This window comes from Amycolatopsis sp. NPDC003676 (genome assembly GCF_053587275.1).
Genome location: NZ_JBSFNS010000007.1, coordinates 29,567 through 46,724 on the forward strand (window position 1 = coordinate 29,567; position 17,158 = coordinate 46,724).

Below are 17,158 nucleotides of genomic sequence, written 5' to 3' on the forward strand. Positions count from 1 at the left end.
CGGGTCAGAACGCCAGGATCAGGTACAGCCCCACGCAGTAACCGCCGCCGCGGTTCATGATCACCATCGTGCCGCTGGCGTCCTTGCCCGACAGCGTGCCGGTGATCCGGGCGCTCGTCGTGGCGCTGCCCGCGGTGACCTTGCCCAGCGTGAGCTGCGGGTCGCCGCTGGTGGTCTCGTCGATGCTGCGCTTCGACATGCTCTCGGTGCCCTGGCAGGCCAGCGCGGTGGCGCCGGCGGCGTCCTTGGCGTTGAGCTTGGCGAGGAAGTTGTCGATGACCTGCTTCGCCTCGCCCGACGCTCCGCTGGAGCCGGGGTCCTCGCTCGAATCCGTCGACGGCGACGACGAGTCGCTCGGCAGCGGAGCCTCCGAGGACTGGGACGGGGACGGAGCGGGGGCCGGCGGCTGCGCCTGCGAGCTGCCCTTGTCGTCCTTGCTCAGGAAGAACCCCGGCGCGACGAACCCGGTGATGCCCAGCGCGACCACCACGACGACCGCGACGGCGATGCCGATCCACAGCCCGGTCTTGTTGTTCTTCGGCGGCTCGCCGCCCGGTCCGCCCGGGTATTGCTGCTGGTCCCAGCCCTGCTGCGGGAACTGCTGGGTGCCGGGGTACGGCTGCTGCTGGTACCCCGGGTACTGCTGCTGAGCGTTCGGGTCCCAGCCTTGCTGCGGCTGCTGCTGGGCGTTCGGATCCCAGGCGGGCTGCTGCTGGTGCTGGGCGTTCGGGTCCCAGCCCGGCTGCTGGTGAGCCTGGTTGGGGTCCCACCCCGGCTGCTGCGGCACCCCGCCCGAGCCGGGCTGCTGCCAGCCCTGGCCGTAAGGATCCCCGCCCTGTCCGGGCTGCGGTGGGTAAGTCATCTCCGGTTCCGCCTTCCTGCTGCACCGACTCGCGCCGCGGTCTGACGCCCCGCCGGCTCAGGCGGTTCCGTCTCCGCCCCAGGTCTGCATTGTGCAAGGCGGGTAAAGCTCGCACAAAAGCGGCTCCCGGCCGCCCCGCCTGGCAGGAGGCGGGGTGAACCGGGAGCCGCGTCCGTGCGCGCCCTCAGATCAGCCGTTGGCGAGTGCCTGCAGCCGGTCGTAGGCGCCGTTGAACGTGTCCTGGTCCAGCGGGCTCGAGGTGTACTGCCACACGGTGTAGTAGCCCCAGTTGTACGGAAGCGTTCCGGCCGAGGACGCGTACCGCGCGATCCACAGCGGCGCGGTGCTGGAGAAATCGCCGCCGGCGCACTGGTTCCACCAGTTCGTCGACGTGTAGATCACCGGCCAGCGGCCCGTCCTGGCGTGATAGGTGTCGTGGAAGTCCTTGATCCACGCGGTCATCGACGCCTTGCTCAGGCCGTAACAGGTCGCGCCGTAAGGGTTGTACTCGATGTCGAGCACGCCGGGCAGCGTCTTGCCGTCGCGCGACCAGCCGCCGCCGTGCGAGACGAAGTAGTTCGCCTGCGTCGCGCCGCTGGAGGTGTTCGGCGTGGCGAAGTGGTAGGCGCCCCGGATGAATCCCTGGTTGTAGGAACCGTTGTACTGCTGGGCGAAGTAGGGGTTCGTGTAAGTCGTGCTCTCAGTGGCCTTGGTCCACACGAACCGCTTGCCCTGGCCCCACCAGTTGCCCCAGTCGACATTGCCCTGGTAACCGGACACGTCGATGCCGGCGACGGCGGCCGCCACCTGGTTCGGCAGCGCGGCGCCCGGTTGCGGTTGCTGCGCGGCGGTTTTCGTCTCGGGGGTGGACTGATCCCCCTCGACGCGCCGGATCTGCGAACCCATGGTGTGGTTGTTCGCCTGGATGTCGGCGTTGACGGCGTTGATCTCCCGCGCCGAAAGCGGGGATTCGGCCGGGGCGGCCGTCGCCTCCGTTGAAGCGCCGAGCAGGAGCGCGACAACCGGGACGGTCAGAGCGGACAGCAGCGCGGTGCGCCGCCCTCTTCGGGAAGTGGACATCGTCGATCCCTTCACAGATACCCTCGCGGAGGGCGGCTATGTGCAGGTAGCCGCCACGGGGGAGATTCTTGAGGACGAATCGTCGTTTGTCATCAAGTTCCGTGAAGATGAATGGGCGAGTGGGTGATTTTCATCGGGCGGTGATGACTAATTCGTGACAACGTCACGAATGTTCACCCGAATGCCAGATTGCGCAGGGCTGTTTGGGCTCCATTGAGCCAGTTCTGGTCGCCTGGCAGGGTCCCGCTGTTCGAGAACTGCCAGATGGCGTGCTGTCCCCAGCCCGCCGGGAGTTCGCCGATGAAGGAGTTGTAGCGCGCGATCCAGAGCGGATTCCCTCCGAAAGAAGGGTTGTTTCCGGTGCAGCGTTTCCACCAGCTGGTCGACGTATAGATCGTCGGCAGCCGTCCGGTGCGGGCGCGATAGGTGTCGGAGAACGCGCGAACCCACGCGACCATCCCGTTCGCGTCCTTGCCGTAACACGTTTCGCCGTAGGGGTTGTATTCCATGTCGAGTGCGCCCGGAAGCGTCTTGCCATCGGCCGACCAGCCGCCGCCGTGTGCGAGGAAGTAGTTGGCCTGCGCCGCGCCGTCGGACACGTCCGGCCGTGCGAAGTGGTAGGCACCGCGGACCATCCCCACTTGGTAGGAACCGTTGTACTGCTGGGCGAACTGCCCGCTGACGAACCCGGTGCCCTCGGTCGCTTTCACGTACACGAACTTCGCGCCAGCTCCGGCGGCGGCCGGCCAGTCGACCGGGCCTTGGTGGCCGCTGACGTCGTGCCCGAGGTACTGATCCGCCGTCGTGTAGGAGATGTTCGGCGCTCCCAGCACACCTTCGTGCTTCGCGATTTGCGAACCGGCGTAGTTGTCCGCGGCCCCGGCGTAGCTCGGCGCGGCCTCCGCCGTTTCGCACAGGGACGTGCCGGTGATCCCGGCGAAGAGAACCGCGCTCCAGCGCAGCAGCAGATGACGCTTCACCCAGGGCTCCTCACCGGACGCGTGTACTCCTACTGCGTCACGATGCCCGGATGCGGGGACTTCGGCGAATCATGATCACTCGGCAGAGTGGTCTGCCCAGGTCAGCGCCGTTCTTCGGCCAGCGCCTTCATCAGGTGCTCGGCCGGCACGACCGCGGTGATCAGGTCGTGCGGGTTGACCGCGAGCGGATGTCCGGCGAGCAGCCCGACGATGTCGCGGCCGAGCACCGCGCGGGCGTGCGGCCATTCGCGCGGCACCAGCGACTTCGACGTGTACGCCGGGACCATGACCCGGCCGTCGGCGTTGTGGAAGCCGATCACCGTGCGCTGCACCGGGGACAGGGCGTAGACGAGCAGCGTCGAATCGAGGATGACGCGCGGCAGGTCTTCGGCGGGCCGGTGCTCGGTGCGGACCATCTGCAGCAGCCGCTCGAGTTCGTTGCGCGGCTCGGGAAAACCGAGCGCCTTCGGCGAGGGCCGGTACCGGTCGTTGGGGTGGAAGTCTTCGACGACCTCTCCCGTTCCGTTCACCGGGTACGCGCCGACGACCGCCCACGACGGCACCGGACCGCGAGCGTCGAAGGCCTCGTCGATGACATACAGCCAGCTGTTCGGGTTGGTCCGCGCGTTGGCCCGCATCTCGGGAGTGATCTCGGGTTTTCCTTGCGGCCCGCGGCGCGGATACGCGTTCCGGCGCGCGCGTTTGCCCGCCGGGGTCCGGGAAACCATCCGATCTGCCTCGTCCCGCTGCGCCATCGCCGTCCCTCGGTGCCGGGTGCCTGAAACTCCGTTCGCCGTCACTCTACTGTTGTCGCATGGCCTCTTCGCGTTCGGTCGATCCCGCTCAGTTACGAGCGGCGGTGCTGGCCGTTTCGGACTGGTTGCGCGGCGACGGACCGGATCCGGCGCGCCCCGACCTGGCCGCCGCGGTGCGCGCGACGCTGCGGACCCTCGCCCAGGACGCACCCGGGCACACAGTCGAGGTCCGGGTCCCGCCGTACGCCGCGGTGCAGTGCGTCGAGGGCCCGCGCCACACCCGCGGCACGCCGCCGAACGTGATCGAGACCGACCCGCGGACGTGGCTCGAACTGGCCACCGGCCTCCTGGACTGGGACGACGCGCTGAGCGCCGCACGCGTATCCGCCTCGGGCAGCCGCGCGGACCTTTCGCACTGGCTTCCGGTCGTGCGGATCTGATTTTCCGCCGGAATTGTTCCCGCGGGTGTGTCTTCTGAGGCACACACTCCGTAGAATCCCCTGAACGCGGGCCTGTGCCACGCTGTCCGGGCAGTGCCATGCGTGTACTTTGGGTAGTCGGATTTCGTACGAGCGGCAATGGAAGGGCCCTGGTCATGAACGCGGTAGGCGTGTCCGCCGGCGAGCAGAGCCTCGGCCCGACAGCGCGCCGGATGATCCTCGGTTCGCAGCTTCGCCGGTTGCGCGAGGAAGCCGGGATCACGCGCCAGCAGGCCGGTTACAACATCCGCGGTTCGGAATCCAAGATCTCCCGGCTGGAACTCGGCCGAGTCGGCTTCAAGGAACGCGACGTCGCCGACCTGCTCACCATGTACGGCGTCTCCGACGACGAAGAGCGCAAAGCGTTCCTCGACATGGTCAAGCAGTCGAACGAAGCGGGCTGGTGGCGCAAGTTCGGCGAGACGGTGCCCGGATGGTTCACCGACCTCGTCGGTCTTGAGGAGGCGGCGTCCCGGATCCAGATCTGGGAGCCGCTGTTCGTGTCCGGCCTGCTGCAGATCGAGCCGTACGCGCGAGCGATCTTCAGCCACGGCCGCCCGGAAATGGCCGACGAACGCGTGGACCAGCTGGTAGCCCTGCGCATGCGGCGGCAGAAGATGCTGGCCCGCCCCGACGCGCCGCGGATCTGGGCGGTGCTCGACGAATCGGTGCTGTACCGGCCGATCGGCGGCCCCAAGGTGTTCCGGCAGCAGCTGGAATACCTGCTCGAGGTCACCACGCTGCCGCACGTGTCGGTGCAGATCCTGCCGTACTGCCGCAGCGGTCTGTCGGCCGAGCACGCGTTCTCGCTGCTGCGCTTCGCCGAGGCGGAACTGCCGAACATCGTCTACGTCGAGTACCTGACCGGCGCGCACTACCTGGACAAGCGCGACGAGATCGAGAAGTACGGCCGAGCGCTGGACCTGCTGGCCGTCGACGCGGAGACCCCCGAGCGCAGCCGGGCCCGCATCGCCAAGCGCAAGGCCGAGATCTAAGCGCTGTTCTCTCTTCACCGCACCGAGGCGCTCGGCTCCGGTGAAATTCTCCTGGCGACGAATCCCGCCCCACCATCCGGGCGAGCGGTAACCGAATAGCGAACGCCCACCCGCATTCTCATCACCGAGCGTGCATAAGTCCGGAGACTGTTTCCACTGACCCGGTCCGACGCCTTCTTCTCGCCCCGTTAGCCATCACGGTCAGTGTTCTTCATTCACCCGCTGCACCCAGCGGCGGCGAGTCACGAACGCGGTGCGTTATCAGACCGCCAATATCGTTACCCAAGGTGATAATTAGCCCGTTCAGGTAGTGCTCGAATCACCCGTCTGGGAACTTCTACTGAACCGTGTCGTCACGCAGTGAGAAATTTGCAGAAAATTCTGCACGTGCATTTACCGCTGCATGCGCGCGTGCTAGCGTCGAAGTCGCGGGCAGATGCACATGCAGATTCCTGAGCTTTTCATCGTCCTTCCCGGAAGGTGGCATCATGGCTGAGCGGTTCGAGAACGGTATTCCGGCCGACCGTCTGACCGGCGCCCAGTGGCGCAAGGCGAGCTACAGCGGCGCGGTAGGCAACTGTGTTGAAGTAGCCCCGCTGGTCTCGGGCGAGATCGCGATGCGGAACTCGCGTTTCCCGGAGGGCCCCGCGCTCGTCTACACGCGCGCGGAAATGGCGGCCTTCCTCGCCGGCGCGAAGGACGGCGAATTCGACGATGTCCTCGGCTGAGACCAACGTCGTCGGACCCAGCTTCGACATCGAGCAAGGCCTGCAAGAACTGATTGACCGCGGCTACCAGTTCGTCCACCCGACGGACGGCAGCGGCGAAGTGCAGGCCGTGGTCGGAGTGCGAGTCCACGACAACGTGGTGGACGTCGTCCGGCTCAATGCCGAGGACGACGTCGAGGCCACGCGCCTGCCTGGCGGCGAGCAGAACATCTTCGCCCCCGCGACCACGCTCTGGCGCTCGCGCGGCGAAGCAAGCCAGGTACTGGGCGAAGTGCTGGCCCTCCCCGAGCGCCCACCGGCCCCCGTCGCAGCCTCCGCAACCGGCTGCTGGGTCCCAGGCCGAGGCGGCCGCTCGAAGTGGCTAGCCGCTCGCTGATTCGCCCCCTTCTCCCCGCGCTTTGTCCCCACCGGTGCCTCCCAGATTTCAGGCCCCGCACGAAGTGGCCCAATCCACTTCGTGCGGGGCCTGGTTCATTTCTGCCCCCCGCCGTCGCGCGTGCCTGAGCTGCTGCCGTGAGGGCCACCCTCAGGAACTCTGATTCCCTCAGGGTTCCCCTCACGACCCGCGCAACCCCGCCCGCTCACCTCCGCCGCCGATGCGCCCCAATGTGGCATTGGGTGCGTCAGACGCACCCAACGCCACATTGGGGCGCTAGCCCCCACCCGCGAACCCAACGGGACCATGCACCCGGCCGCGCGCCCTAAACCGCATCCCGCACCCCCGACGCCACCTGCGGGCGGCCAGCCCCACCCGCGACCCCCAACGTGCCCACTCGCCCCAGCCGCGCGGCCCAAAACCGCATCCCGCCTCCTCAACTCAGCCATGCAGCCACCCCCGCCCTGCACCCCGATACGAAGCCAAAATGCGGTCTGAGGGTGGTTGTCAAGGCATCTTTCCCGCCTTGACAATCACCCTCAGACCGTCATCACAATCGGCTTCGGGGTGCCTGCCCAGGAGAAGAACGGCAACGTCGCCGCCAGGCGACGAGCCGAACGCGAAAAGACCCAACCCAACGAGACCCCCGCTCCAAAACCAGATCACCGCTCCACAACTCACTCCCCCGTAGTGGTCAGAACCACGCCGCAACCCCCGTCCCCGCCCGATCCACCCCTTACACTTGGACCTGGCCCGCCCGCGTCTTCCTGGGAGCTCCTCGGTGGTTTCCGACCCCTCCGCCAGTCCTGCTCGACCCGAAGATCAAGATCAACCCGATCCGGAACCCCGTGAGGAGTGCGGCGTCTTCGGCGTCTGGGCTCCCGGGGAAGAAGTCGCCAAGCTCACCTACTACGGCCTCTACGCCCTGCAGCACCGCGGGCAGGAGGCAGCGGGCATCTCCGTCTCGGACGGCTCGCAGATCGTCGTCTTCAAGGACCTCGGGCTCGTCAGCCAGGTCTTCGACGAGCAGGTCCTGCAGTCGCTGCAGGGGCACATCGCCGTCGGGCACTGCCGGTACTCCACGACCGGAGCCACGATCTGGGAGAACGCCCAGCCGATCTTCCGCACCACGGACACCGGCAGCGGCCTGTCCTTCGCGCACAACGGCAACCTGGTCAACACCGCCGAGCTGCGCGACCGCACCGTCGCCGCGGGGCTGAAGCCGCACGCCGGGCTCACCGGGTCCTCCAGCGACTCCGACCTCGTCTGCGGGCTGCTCGCCGCGAACGCCGCCGACAAGGGCATCGAGGCCGCCGCGCTCGAGCTGCTGCCGACGCTCAAGGGCGCGTTCTGCCTGGTCTTCGCCGACGAGAACACCCTGTACGCGGCGCGCGACCCGCACGGCGTGCACCCGCTGGTGCTCGGCCGGCTGGAGCGCGGCTGGGTCGTGGCGAGCGAGACCGCCGCGCTCGACATCTGCGGCGCGTCGTTCGTGCGCGAGGTCGAGCCGGGCGAGCTGATCGCCATCGACGCCGAGGGGCTGCGTTCGTCGCGGTTCGCGAACCCGGAGCCCAAGGGCTGCGTCTTCGAGTACGTCTACCTCGCCCGTCCGGACACGTCGATCGCCGGCCGCAGCGTGCACGCCACGCGCGTCGAGATCGGCCGGAAGCTGGCCGTCGAGCACCCGGTCGACGCCGACCTCGTGATGCCCGTGCCGGAGTCCGGCACCCCGGCCGCGATCGGGTACGCGCAGGGCTCCGGCCTGCCGTACGGCACCGGTCTGGTCAAGAACGCCTACGTCGGGCGCACCTTCATCCAGCCGTCGCAGACCATCCGGCAGCTCGGGATCCGGCTGAAGCTGAACCCGCTGCGCGACGTCATCCGCGGCAAGCGCCTGGTCGTGGTGGACGACTCGATCGTCCGTGGCAACACCCAGCGCGCGCTCGTGCGGATGCTGCGCGAGGCAGGCGCGCTCGAGGTGCACGTGCGGATCGCGTCGCCGCCGGTGCGGTGGCCGTGCTTCTATGGCATCGACTTCGCCTCGCGGGCCGAACTCGTCGCCAACGGCGTCGATCTCGACGGCATCCGCCGTTCGATCGGAGCCGATTCGCTCGGCTACATTTCGCTGGACGGCCTGGTCGCGGCGTCGGAGCAGCCGAAGTCGCGGCTGTGCACGGCCTGCTTCTCCGGCGAGTACCCGATTCCGCTGCCCGAGGACGCGCTCATCGGCAAGCACCTGCTCGAAAGCATGGACGCCGCAGGTGGCGCGGCGACTCCGGTCAGCGCCGCCGGGTACGGTGCCGAAGACGCCGTCCGGCGTCCGTGAACCAAGCATGTCCAGTAGGGAGTCCGCTTCCGTGAGCGAGTCCACGAGCGCCACGTACGCAGCCGCCGGGGTCAGCATCGACGCCGGTGACCAGGCCGTCGAGCTGCTCAAGCCACACGCCGAGCGGGCCACGAGGCCCGAGGTGCGCGGCGGGGTCGGCGGCTTCGCCGGGCTTTTCTCCCTCAAGCTCGACAAGTGGAAAGAGCCGATCCTCGCCTCCTCCACGGACGGCGTCGGCACCAAGATCGCGGTCGCGCAGGCGCTCGACAAGCACGACACGGTCGGCATCGACCTGGTCGCGATGGTGGTCGACGACCTCGTTGTCACCGGGGCCGAGCCGCTGTTCCTGCAGGACTACATCGCGGTCGGCAAGGTCGTGCCGGAGAAGATCGCGGCGCTGGTCGGCGGCATCGCCGAGGGCTGCGTCCAGGCTGGCTGCGCGCTGCTCGGCGGCGAGACGGCCGAGCACCCGGGCCTGATGGGCGAGCACGACTACGACCTGTCGGCCACCGGCGTCGGCGCGGTCGAGGCGTCCGCGCTGCTGTCGCCGGAGAAGGTGCGCCCCGGCGACGTCGTGCTCGCGATGGGTTCGTCCGGGCTGCACTCCAACGGCTACTCGCTGGCCCGGCACGTGCTGCTGGACATCGCGCGGATGCCGCTGGACGGTCACGTCGAGGAGTTCGGCCGCACGCTGGGCGAGGAACTGCTCGAGCCGACCAAGATTTACGCGAAGGACTGCCTCGCGCTGGTCGCCGAGACCGAGGTGCGCACGTTCGCGCACATCACCGGCGGCGGCCTCGAAGCCAACCTCGCCCGCGTGATGCCGCGCGGCCTCGTCGCCAAGCTCGAACGCGGCACGTGGACGCCGGCTCCGGTGTTCGCGCTGATCGGGCAGCGCGGCAAGGTCGAGCGCGCGGAGCTGGAGAAGACGTTCAACATGGGCGTCGGCATGGTCGCGATCGTGTCCGCCGAGGACGTCGACCGGGCGCTGGCGGTGCTCACCGCACGGCACGTGCCCGCGTGGATTCTCGGCGACGTCCAGCCCGCCGAAGACCCGGACGGTCCGCGCGCGGTGCTGTCCGGCGACCACCCGCGGTTCTGAAAGCCGCTTGCCCCGTCTTGAGACACTGAAGACATGGCGGAGGACGTACGCGTCGGCGCCCGGTTCGTGATCCCGGGCGCCGAACTGCGAGAGCGGTTCTCCCGGTCTTCGGGGCCGGGCGGACAGGGCGTGAACACGACGGACTCGCGTGTCGAGCTGTCGTTCGACGTCGCGAGCTCCGCCGTGATCCCGCCCGCGCTGAAGGAACGCATCACGGCTCGGTTGGGCACCCGTCTGGTCGACGGCGTGCTGACCATCGCGGCCAGCGAATACCGCTCCCAGCTGATGAACCGCGACGCGGCCCGGGAGCGGTTGGCCGACGTGCTGACGAAGGCTTCCGCGCCGCCGCCGGCCAAACGGCGTCCGACCAAGCCTTCGCGGGGCTCGAAGGAACGCCGTTTGGCGGCGAAGAAGCGCCGCAGCGATGTGAAGCGTGGTCGCGGCGGCAGGTACGACGACTAGCTCAGCGACAGGTGCACGCACTCACCGGCGACCTGGTACCCGGCGCGGCGGTAGACCGTGCCGATGCCGACATCGCCTGGTGTAAGGAAAGCCGTCCGCGCGCCGCGTTCGTGGGCGAGGCGGGTTAGGTGCGCGGTGATTGCCGCCGCGATGCCTTGGCCGCGGTGTTCAGCCGCTACCGCGATGCCGACGATTTCCGTTGCGCCGGACACGATGTCCAACGCGACTCCGCCGCCCACAATGGTTTCGCCGTGTTCGGCTAGAACGGTCAGGTAGTCGCGGTTGCGTTCGACATCAGCATCCGACACCTCCGGAGACTCTCCGAAGGCGACGTTCTGCACGGACCGCAGGCGGCGGAATTCGTTGTCGGACAACGGTTCTCGCAGCTGAATGTGGTCCGGTGCACCACAGTCGACGCGGTCCTCGGCGGTGCAGGTCATCACCGGCACGCGTCGTTCCAGCGTGAACCCTGCGGTGACAAGGGATTTCTCGACGTCGGGAGCGGCGTCGGTGAAGAACTCCAGCCGCGGCAGGAGATTTCGTTGCTGGTAAGCGGAAATCAAGTGAGCGATCTCGGCGGGCGTGGGTGCGGCGCTGTCATCGGGGATGGCGTAGTTCGCCATCGGATGAGAGCTGTCCTGGGCGAAAGTCGCCAGGAACGGGCCGATTCGCTCGGTGTCGCGGCCGATCGGTGCGGTCGCGCGAACATATGCCTGAAGGGCGGACATCTCTGGTGGAAGCCTTTCGGTAAAGAAAGAATGCAGCACAAGAACCGGGCAGGGCGAACCCCACAACCGGCGCGCAGGCCGAACAGCTCAGGCCACGCGGCCGGAGTGGGCCGTGGCGGAGCACATAGGCATTCCTTCGTCCGAAACGAACTTCCCGTTCATCGTCTCAGACCGGGCAAGCGAATTAACGGCCTCAGCGAAGGGCGGCGCGCGCCTGGTCCACGATCCGAGCCAGGTGCACGCCCCGCCGGACGTCGCAGGGATGTGTGGTCGTTCCGCACGACACCATCGCGGCGAAATCGTCCAGCAGCGCGGTGTACGCGTCGTTCGCCGTTCCGGTGCGGCCAAGCGTGCGGAAGCCGTGCTCGCCGAAGACCGAGTACTCGACCACCGTCGGCTGCACCGGCAGGCGCAGGCTGAGCGTCGCGGTGCTCGTGATGCCGCTTTCGTGTTCAAGCAGCAGTTGCCACAGGTCTTCGGGACCGCGGTGTGCGGCAAGGACGTCCGTGATCGGGCCGAGGGCGGCGTCGAGCAGGTCGAACGCGTGCGGGCCGATGTCGGCGAGCGCGCCGGCAGCCGGATCCTGCCGCCAGGCCGAGGTCGCGTACTTCCCGGCGAGCAACGCGCCGGATAGCCACCGCACGCTGCCGCCGCGCCAACCGCCAGCAGCGGTGACGCCCTCCAGCCAGTCGCGCGTCTGCTGAGCGAACCGCAGCGTCAGCATCACCAGCGACGCGACGCCAGCCGACGTCACGGCGTCGGCGAGACGCTGCGCCGAGGCGAGATCGGGGGCGATCGGTTTCTCCAGGATCAGGTGTTTGCCCGCCTCCGCTGCCTTGGTGGCCAGTTCGGCCTGCACGGTCGGCGGCACCGCGAACGCGAGCGCGTCCACCTGCTCGAACAGTTCGTCCAGATCGCTGGTGGGCACGGCGTCGTAGGCCTGCGCGAGCGCGGCGGCGGCTTCCGGCCGGCGGCTCCACACAGCACTGAGCACGGTCCCTGGATGATCCGCGAGCCCGGGGGCGTGCACCGTGGTGGCCCACGGTCCGGTTCCTACGAGGCCGACGCGCAACTGGTCCTGTCCCACGCCCGGAAGTGTAGGTGTGGCCGCGGTCGCTTCCAGCGCGGCCTGCGGTGCGTTAACGTCGACAAGTTCTTCGCCACGAACGGGGGAAGCCGGTGAGAATCCGGCGCTGGCCCGCAACCGTGAGCGGCCCCGCGAGGGACCGCGAGCCGGATCGCCCGTCGTGGTCCGATCGATGCGAGGTACATCTGACATGCGGTTCGTGCACGCGCGGCACTGGGGGCGAGTCCTCGCCGGCTGCGCTCTTCTCGTCGCTACCGGTTTAGGCGGGGCGTCCTCCGCCTCCGCGACCACGCCCGGCAAGGGCGCCGACGGCTACTGCCAGGACGACAACGGCGTCACGGTAATCGTCGACTTCCAGGGGCTGGGCGGTGAAACTCTCATCCGGTGCGCGCCCGGCAAACAGGAGAACGGCGTCACCGCCCTGCAAAACGCGGGCTTCGAGCTCACCGGAGCGGGCAAATACGGCCTGGCCGTGATGTGCAAGATCGAGGGCAAACCCGCCGACCAGACCTGCACCGGGATGCCGCCGGAGAAGGCGTCGTGGAGCTTCTGGACCGCCACCAACGGCGGCAAGTGGGAGTCGGCGCAGGTCGGCGCGCAGAGCTGGAAGCCGCCCGCCGGGGCGTTCGAAGGCTGGTCCTTCGCGATCGGCAAGTCCTACACCGAGTATCCGCCGCCGCGCACCGAGCCGGTGCGCAAGGCCAACGCGCCTGCCCAAGCCCCGGCGTCCACTTCGGACAGCGGTTTCCCGTGGGGCCTGGTCATCGGGGTCGGGATCGTGGTGGTGATCGCGCTGGTCGGGGCGTTCGTCATGACGCGTCGCGACCTTGACGAGAAGTCGCCCTTCCTTCGCCGCAAACGTGGCGGGAAGTAGTCCGCGAGCGCTCCATCCCGGCGCGTGGTGGGTGTGGGCGCTCGCGCTCGCCGTCGCCGCGAGCCGGACCACGAACCCGGTTCTGCTCGCTTTGGTGATCGCGGTGGCCGGGTTCGTCGTGGTGCTCCGTCGCGGCGACGCGCCGTGGGCGCTGGCGTTCCGGATGTACGCCTGGATCGCCGCGGTGATCCTGGCCTCGCGCGTGCTGTTCCGGATCCTGATCGGCGGCGAGGACGGTGGGCACATCCTCTTCACGCTGCCGACCATCCCGCTGCCGAGCGTCGCCGCGGGCATTCAGCTCCTCGGCCCCACTTCGGCCGAGGAGCTGCTCGGCGGGCTGTACGACGGGCTCCGGCTGGCGACGATCGTGCTCTGCGTCGGGGCCGCGAACGCGCTGGCGAACCCAAAACGCCTGCTCAAAGCCGTGCCTGGAGCGCTGTATGAGGTCGGTACGGCGGTCACGGTCGCGTTGTCCGTGGCGCCGCAGCTGGTCGAAAGCGTGCAGCGGGTGCGTCGCGCGCGCCGGCTGCGTTCCGGGAAGACACGTGGCCTGCGGTTCGTGAAGGGGATTTTCGTGCCGGTGCTCGCCGACGCCATGGATCGGTCGCTGCAGCTCGCGGCGGCCATGGATTCTCGCGGTTACGGACGGCGCGCGTATCTCTCGCAGCGGGTCCGGATGCTGATCGCGACCTGCGTGCTGGCAGGGATGGTCGGGGTCGCGGTGGGGGTTTACGGCGTGCTCGACGGGTCTGCGTCGTGGCTCGGCGTGCCGATGCTCATCGCCGGTCTGGTGCTGGCCGCCGCCGGTTTCGTGCTGGGCGGACGGCAGATCCGCCGCACGACCTATCGGCCCGATCCGTGGCGGCTGCCGGAGACGCTGGTCTCGCTGTGCGGTGTCGCGACCGCTGTGCTCGTGCTGATCGCCGACCCGGTTTCGCTCACCACCCCGGCCAGCCCGCTGACCTGGCCGGAGCTGCCGCTGCTGCCGACTGTCGCGGTGCTGATCAGCGTGCTGCCCGCTTGGTTCGCGCCGCGTCCGGCGCTGGTGTCGGAGGTCGCCCGATGATCGAGTTTTCGCACGTCAGCGTCACATACGACGGGGCGGACCGGCCGGTGCTCCGGGATGTCGACCTGACCATCGAGGAAGGCGAACTCTGCCTCGTCGCCGGCCGCACCGGTGTCGGTAAGTCGACATTGCTCGGGGCGATCAACGGTCTCGTCCCGCATTTCACCGGCGGCACGCTGAGCGGCCGCGTCAAGGTCGCCGGGCTCGACACCGCGACGCATCCGCCGCGCGAACTGGCATCAGTGGTCGGCGTAGTCGGGCAGGACCCGCTGGCCGGATTCGTCACCGACACCGTCGAAGAAGAGCTGGCTTACGCGATGGAACAGTTCGCCATCGCGCCGGACGTGATGCGCAAGCGCGTCGAGGAAACCCTTGACCTGCTGGGCATCGCCGAACTCCGCGACCGTCCACTTCGGACACTCTCTGGCGGTCAGCAGCAACGCGTCGCGATCGGCGCGGTACTCACGGCGCATCCGAGCGTGCTGGTGCTGGACGAACCGACGTCGGCGCTCGACCCGACCGCGGCCGAGGAGGTGCTGGCCGCGATCACCCGGCTGGTGCACGACTTGGGCACCACGGTCGTCGTCGCCGAACACCGGATGGAACGCGTCGCGCAGTACGCCGACCGCCTGCTCTACCTGCCCGGCGACGGCACCGTGGTCTCCGGCCCACCTGCGGAGGTGTTCGCCGAGACCGACGTCGCGCCGCCGATCGTCGAGTTGGGTCGACTCGCGGGCTGGTCGCCGCTGCCACTCTCGGTTCGCGATGCTCGTCGGCTCGCCCGCCCGCTGCGGGAACGCCTCGCCGAACGTCGCCCCGCTGAAGCGGCACAACGCTCTGGCGAAGCGGTCCTCACCGCGCGGGGTGTGCGGGTCCGGTACGGCGGCGTGAACGCGGTTCGCGGCGTTGACCTGCGGCTGAATCAAGGCGAGGTCGTCGCGCTGATGGGCCGGAACGGCTCGGGCAAGTCCTCGCTGCTGTGGGCGTTGCAGGGCAGCGGACCCCGATCCGACGGGACGGTCGACGTCGAAGGCGCGGACCCGAAGACGCTCCGCTCGCGCGCTGCCCGCACCCGCGTCGGCCTGGTTCCGCAGACCCCGTCTGACCTGTTGTATCTCGACTCAGTCGGCGCGGAATGCCGACAGGCCGACGTCGAATCGGACGTCACGCCAGGCACCGCACGGAAGCTGCTCGACCGTCTCGTACCGGGTATCCAAGACGACACCAACCCGCGCGACCTGTCCGAAGGCCAGCGACTCGCCTTGGTCCTCGCTGTGCAACTAGCCGCCGCCCCGCCGGTCGTGCTGCTCGACGAACCGACCCGCGGCCTGGACTACCCGGCGAAACGGCACTTCGCGACCATCCTCGCCGACCTGGCCGCCGAGGGACACGCGGTGCTGCTGGCCACCCACGACGTCGAGTTCGTCGCCTCCGCCGCACATCGCGTCGTGGTCCTGGCCGAGGGCGAGGTGGTCGCGGACGGGCCGACCGCGGACGTCGTCGTAGCCTCGCCCGCCTTCGCCCCGCAGGTCGCGAAGATCCTCGCGCCGGAGCCGTGGCTGACCGTGGACGCGGTGGCGAAGGCGCTGGCGTGACCGATTTCCTGGGCCCAGCCGTCCGCATCCGGCACCGCACGGCGTTGGTGCTGACGGCCGCCGTCGTGGTCGGACTGGCGATGTTCTGCTGGCCGCTGCTCGCCCGCGGCACCGTCGGCACCTCAGCGCACGTGACCGACGCGCCGTTCGTTTTCCTCGTGACGCTGCCGGTGCTGATCCTGATCGTGCTGGCCGAACTGTCCAGCGGCGGACTCGACGCGAAGGCGCTCGCGCTGCTCGGCGTGCTGTCCGCGGTGAACGCCGCGCTGCGTCCGCTCGGCGCGGGCACCGGCGGGATCGAGCTGGTGTTCTTCCTGCTCGTGCTGGCCGGGCGGGTCTTCGGACCGGGCTTCGGGTTCGTCCTCGGCTCGACGTCGCTGTTCGCGTCCGCGCTGCTCACCGGCGGCGTGGGGCCGTGGCTGCCGTTCCAGATGCTGGCGTCTTCGCTGGTCGGCCTTGGTGCCGGGCTGCTGCCGCGCCGGGCGAAGGGCCGGTGGGAGATCGCGATGCTGGCGGCCTACGGAGTGGTCGCCGCCTACTTCTACGGCCTCGCGATGAGCCTGTTCACGTGGCCGTTCCTGGCGGGCCACACCGCGCTGGACTTCGTCCCGGGCGGCCCGCTCGGCGAGAACCTGCACCGGTTCCTGGTCTTCACCGTGCTGACGTCCACTTTGGGCTGGGACACCGGCCGCGCGCTCACGAACCTGGTCGCGATCCTCGTGCTGGGCCCGGCGATCCTGACCGTGCTGCGCCGGGCCGCACGACGAGCGGCGTTCAGCTGACCGACTGGCCGACCTTGTCCAGCACCTCGACGAACTGGGCCATCCCGGCCGCGTTCGGGAAGTGCGACGTGTCGATGTCGTGCACCTCGAACCGCGTGCCGGGCGTGCGCGCGTCGGCCTCGGCGATCATCCGGTCCTGCAGGGCGAGCGGCACCAGACGGTCTTGGAGATGCCGGATGTAGAACCGCGGGACGCGCCCCCACCGCTCCGCCGTGCCGCGCGAGTCGGTCGCGCTGCGGCCGATGATGTCGTCCGGGGCCATCGCGTTGAGCAGGGCGTAGAACTCGCCGTCGGTGGCGTCCGCGCAGAGCGCCGCCTTCGCCGCCGTCAACGCCTCCGCCGACGAAGAACGCCAGTTGAACCGCATCGCGCCGATCACCGCCGGGTCGGCCGCGATGAACCCGAGCATTGCCCCGACCTGCGACGACGCGGCTTCGGGCGTCGCCAGGTATTCCTCCGGCGTCGGCAGTTCGACACAGCAGAACGCGGCGTCGTAGACCAGCGCCGACACCAGCTCCGGGACCTCTTCGGCGACGAGGGTGACCAGCGCGCCGCCGATGCTCGACCCGACCAGCACGACCGGCCCCAGCGCGGCAGCCCGGCGGACGACGTCCACAGTGGACGCGACCTGGTCAGCCACCGTCACGCCGGCCAGCGCCGAGGGTTCCGTGGCGAACGCGCCGAGATCCTGCGGAGCCTGGTACGACAGCCGGAACTGCTGCTCCGGCTGCGGCACCCCCACCCCGCGGTACCCGCGCAGCACGAGTTCCGGCGGGGCGGCGGACACGCCGTTGGCACCGGCGGCGAAGACGAACGTCGAAGTCATGCCGCACAGTCAAGCGACCCGCCCCGCCGCGCACAGCGGGGAGAAGTTGATCAGG

19 protein-coding genes and 1 riboswitch are annotated in these 17,158 nt (G+C 69.2%); of the genes, 12 read left to right on the plus strand and 7 right to left on the minus strand.

What is annotated here, in order from left to right; genetic code table 11:
* Positions 1-4 precede the first annotated feature (4 nt).
* Both ACWDNU_RS06175 and ACWDNU_RS06180 read right to left on the minus strand, forming a co-directional pair.
* A complete protein-coding gene (locus ACWDNU_RS06175) occupies positions 5-862 on the minus strand; it encodes a hypothetical protein (protein ID WP_370933210.1) in 858 nt (285 codons plus the stop codon).
* Between the two features lie 189 nt (positions 863-1,051).
* The gene (locus tag ACWDNU_RS06180; protein WP_370933211.1) at positions 1,052-1,942 is read right to left on the minus strand and encodes a lysozyme; all 891 of its coding nucleotides are present in this window, start codon (positions 1,940-1,942) and stop codon (positions 1,052-1,054) included.
* Here ACWDNU_RS06180 and ACWDNU_RS06185 point away from each other — a divergent pair.
* Complete coding sequence (locus ACWDNU_RS06185) at positions 1,935-2,069, plus strand: hypothetical protein (RefSeq protein ID WP_255443103.1); 135 nt, start codon at positions 1,935-1,937, stop codon at positions 2,067-2,069. The genes ACWDNU_RS06180 and ACWDNU_RS06185 overlap by 8 nt on opposite strands.
* A 46-nt stretch (positions 2,070-2,115) precedes the next feature.
* On the opposite strand, the gene ACWDNU_RS06190 is transcribed toward ACWDNU_RS06185, so the two are convergent.
* On the minus strand, positions 2,116-2,907 hold the full coding sequence (locus ACWDNU_RS06190; RefSeq protein WP_370940625.1) for a lysozyme: 792 nt from the start codon (positions 2,905-2,907) through the stop codon (positions 2,116-2,118).
* A gap of 116 nt (positions 2,908-3,023) precedes the next feature.
* The gene (locus tag ACWDNU_RS06195) at positions 3,024-3,677 is read right to left on the minus strand and encodes a type VII secretion system-associated protein (RefSeq protein WP_037808668.1); all 654 of its coding nucleotides are present in this window, start codon (positions 3,675-3,677) and stop codon (positions 3,024-3,026) included.
* 59 nt (positions 3,678-3,736) lie between these two features.
* On the opposite strand from ACWDNU_RS06195, the gene ACWDNU_RS06200 reads away from it, so the two are divergent.
* The 7 genes from ACWDNU_RS06200 (at position 3,737) to arfB (ending at position 10,145) form a co-directional block, all read left to right on the plus strand.
* Positions 3,737-4,117, plus strand: coding sequence for a sterol carrier family protein (locus ACWDNU_RS06200; protein ID WP_370933213.1), 381 nt, complete (start codon positions 3,737-3,739; stop codon positions 4,115-4,117).
* A gap of 155 nt (positions 4,118-4,272) precedes the next feature.
* Positions 4,273-5,151 carry a helix-turn-helix domain-containing protein gene (locus ACWDNU_RS06205; protein ID WP_354745996.1) on the plus strand — a complete coding sequence of 293 codons (879 nt, stop codon included), beginning with the start codon at positions 4,273-4,275 and terminating at the stop codon, positions 5,149-5,151.
* Between the two features lie 488 nt (positions 5,152-5,639).
* Positions 5,640-5,879: a DUF397 domain-containing protein gene (locus tag ACWDNU_RS06210; RefSeq protein WP_009084772.1), complete on the plus strand. Its 240-nt coding sequence runs from the start codon at positions 5,640-5,642 to the stop codon at positions 5,877-5,879.
* On the plus strand, positions 5,866-6,255 hold the full coding sequence (locus tag ACWDNU_RS06215) for a hypothetical protein (protein WP_449667991.1): 390 nt from the start codon (positions 5,866-5,868) through the stop codon (positions 6,253-6,255). Before ACWDNU_RS06210 ends, ACWDNU_RS06215 begins: the two co-directional genes overlap by 14 nt.
* A 781-nt stretch (positions 6,256-7,036) precedes the next feature.
* A complete protein-coding gene (gene purF / locus ACWDNU_RS06220; RefSeq protein ID WP_370933217.1) occupies positions 7,037-8,581 on the plus strand; it encodes an amidophosphoribosyltransferase in 1,545 nt (514 codons plus the stop codon).
* A gap of 31 nt (positions 8,582-8,612) precedes the next feature.
* Positions 8,613-9,683, plus strand: a complete 1,071-nt coding sequence (purM, locus tag ACWDNU_RS06225; RefSeq protein ID WP_378303826.1) for a phosphoribosylformylglycinamidine cyclo-ligase — start codon at positions 8,613-8,615, stop codon at positions 9,681-9,683.
* Positions 9,684-9,716: 33 nt separating this feature from the next.
* Positions 9,717-10,145, plus strand: coding sequence for an alternative ribosome rescue aminoacyl-tRNA hydrolase ArfB (gene arfB / locus ACWDNU_RS06230; protein WP_370933219.1), 429 nt, complete (start codon positions 9,717-9,719; stop codon positions 10,143-10,145).
* Here arfB and ACWDNU_RS06235 read toward each other — a convergent pair.
* Together ACWDNU_RS06235 and ACWDNU_RS06240 are read right to left on the minus strand one after the other, a co-directional pair.
* The gene (locus ACWDNU_RS06235) at positions 10,142-10,873 is read right to left on the minus strand and encodes a GNAT family N-acetyltransferase (RefSeq protein ID WP_449667992.1); all 732 of its coding nucleotides are present in this window, start codon (positions 10,871-10,873) and stop codon (positions 10,142-10,144) included. The two genes, arfB and ACWDNU_RS06235, sit on opposite strands and share 4 nt — an antisense overlap.
* Positions 10,874-11,066: 193 nt before the next feature.
* Complete coding sequence (locus ACWDNU_RS06240; RefSeq protein WP_370933223.1) at positions 11,067-11,960, minus strand: Gfo/Idh/MocA family protein; 894 nt, start codon at positions 11,958-11,960, stop codon at positions 11,067-11,069.
* A gap of 28 nt (positions 11,961-11,988) precedes the next feature.
* A riboswitch (cobalamin riboswitch) is annotated at positions 11,989-12,137 on the plus strand.
* Between the two features lie 13 nt (positions 12,138-12,150).
* On the opposite strand from ACWDNU_RS06240, the gene ACWDNU_RS06245 reads away from it, so the two are divergent.
* Genes ACWDNU_RS06245 through ACWDNU_RS06260 form a run of 4 tightly spaced genes read left to right on the plus strand, consistent with a single transcriptional unit; the run spans position 12,151 to position 16,277 of the window.
* On the plus strand, positions 12,151-12,834 hold the full coding sequence (locus ACWDNU_RS06245; protein ID WP_449667993.1) for a hypothetical protein: 684 nt from the start codon (positions 12,151-12,153) through the stop codon (positions 12,832-12,834).
* Positions 12,821-13,900 carry a CbiQ family ECF transporter T component gene (locus ACWDNU_RS06250; protein ID WP_449667994.1) on the plus strand — a complete coding sequence of 360 codons (1,080 nt, stop codon included), beginning with the start codon at positions 12,821-12,823 and terminating at the stop codon, positions 13,898-13,900. The genes ACWDNU_RS06245 and ACWDNU_RS06250 overlap by 14 nt, the downstream gene beginning before the upstream one ends.
* A complete protein-coding gene (locus ACWDNU_RS06255) occupies positions 13,897-15,495 on the plus strand; it encodes an ABC transporter ATP-binding protein (RefSeq protein ID WP_449667995.1) in 1,599 nt (532 codons plus the stop codon). The genes ACWDNU_RS06250 and ACWDNU_RS06255 overlap by 4 nt, the downstream gene beginning before the upstream one ends.
* Positions 15,492-16,277 (plus strand): ECF transporter S component, encoded by a 786-nt coding sequence (locus ACWDNU_RS06260; protein WP_449667996.1) that lies wholly within the window; start codon positions 15,492-15,494, stop codon positions 16,275-16,277. Before ACWDNU_RS06255 ends, ACWDNU_RS06260 begins: the two co-directional genes overlap by 4 nt.
* Here ACWDNU_RS06260 and ACWDNU_RS06265 read toward each other — a convergent pair.
* Positions 16,270-17,103 carry an alpha/beta fold hydrolase gene (locus ACWDNU_RS06265; protein WP_449667997.1) on the minus strand — a complete coding sequence of 278 codons (834 nt, stop codon included), beginning with the start codon at positions 17,101-17,103 and terminating at the stop codon, positions 16,270-16,272. The genes ACWDNU_RS06260 and ACWDNU_RS06265 overlap by 8 nt on opposite strands.
* Positions 17,104-17,158: the final 55 nt, after the last annotated feature.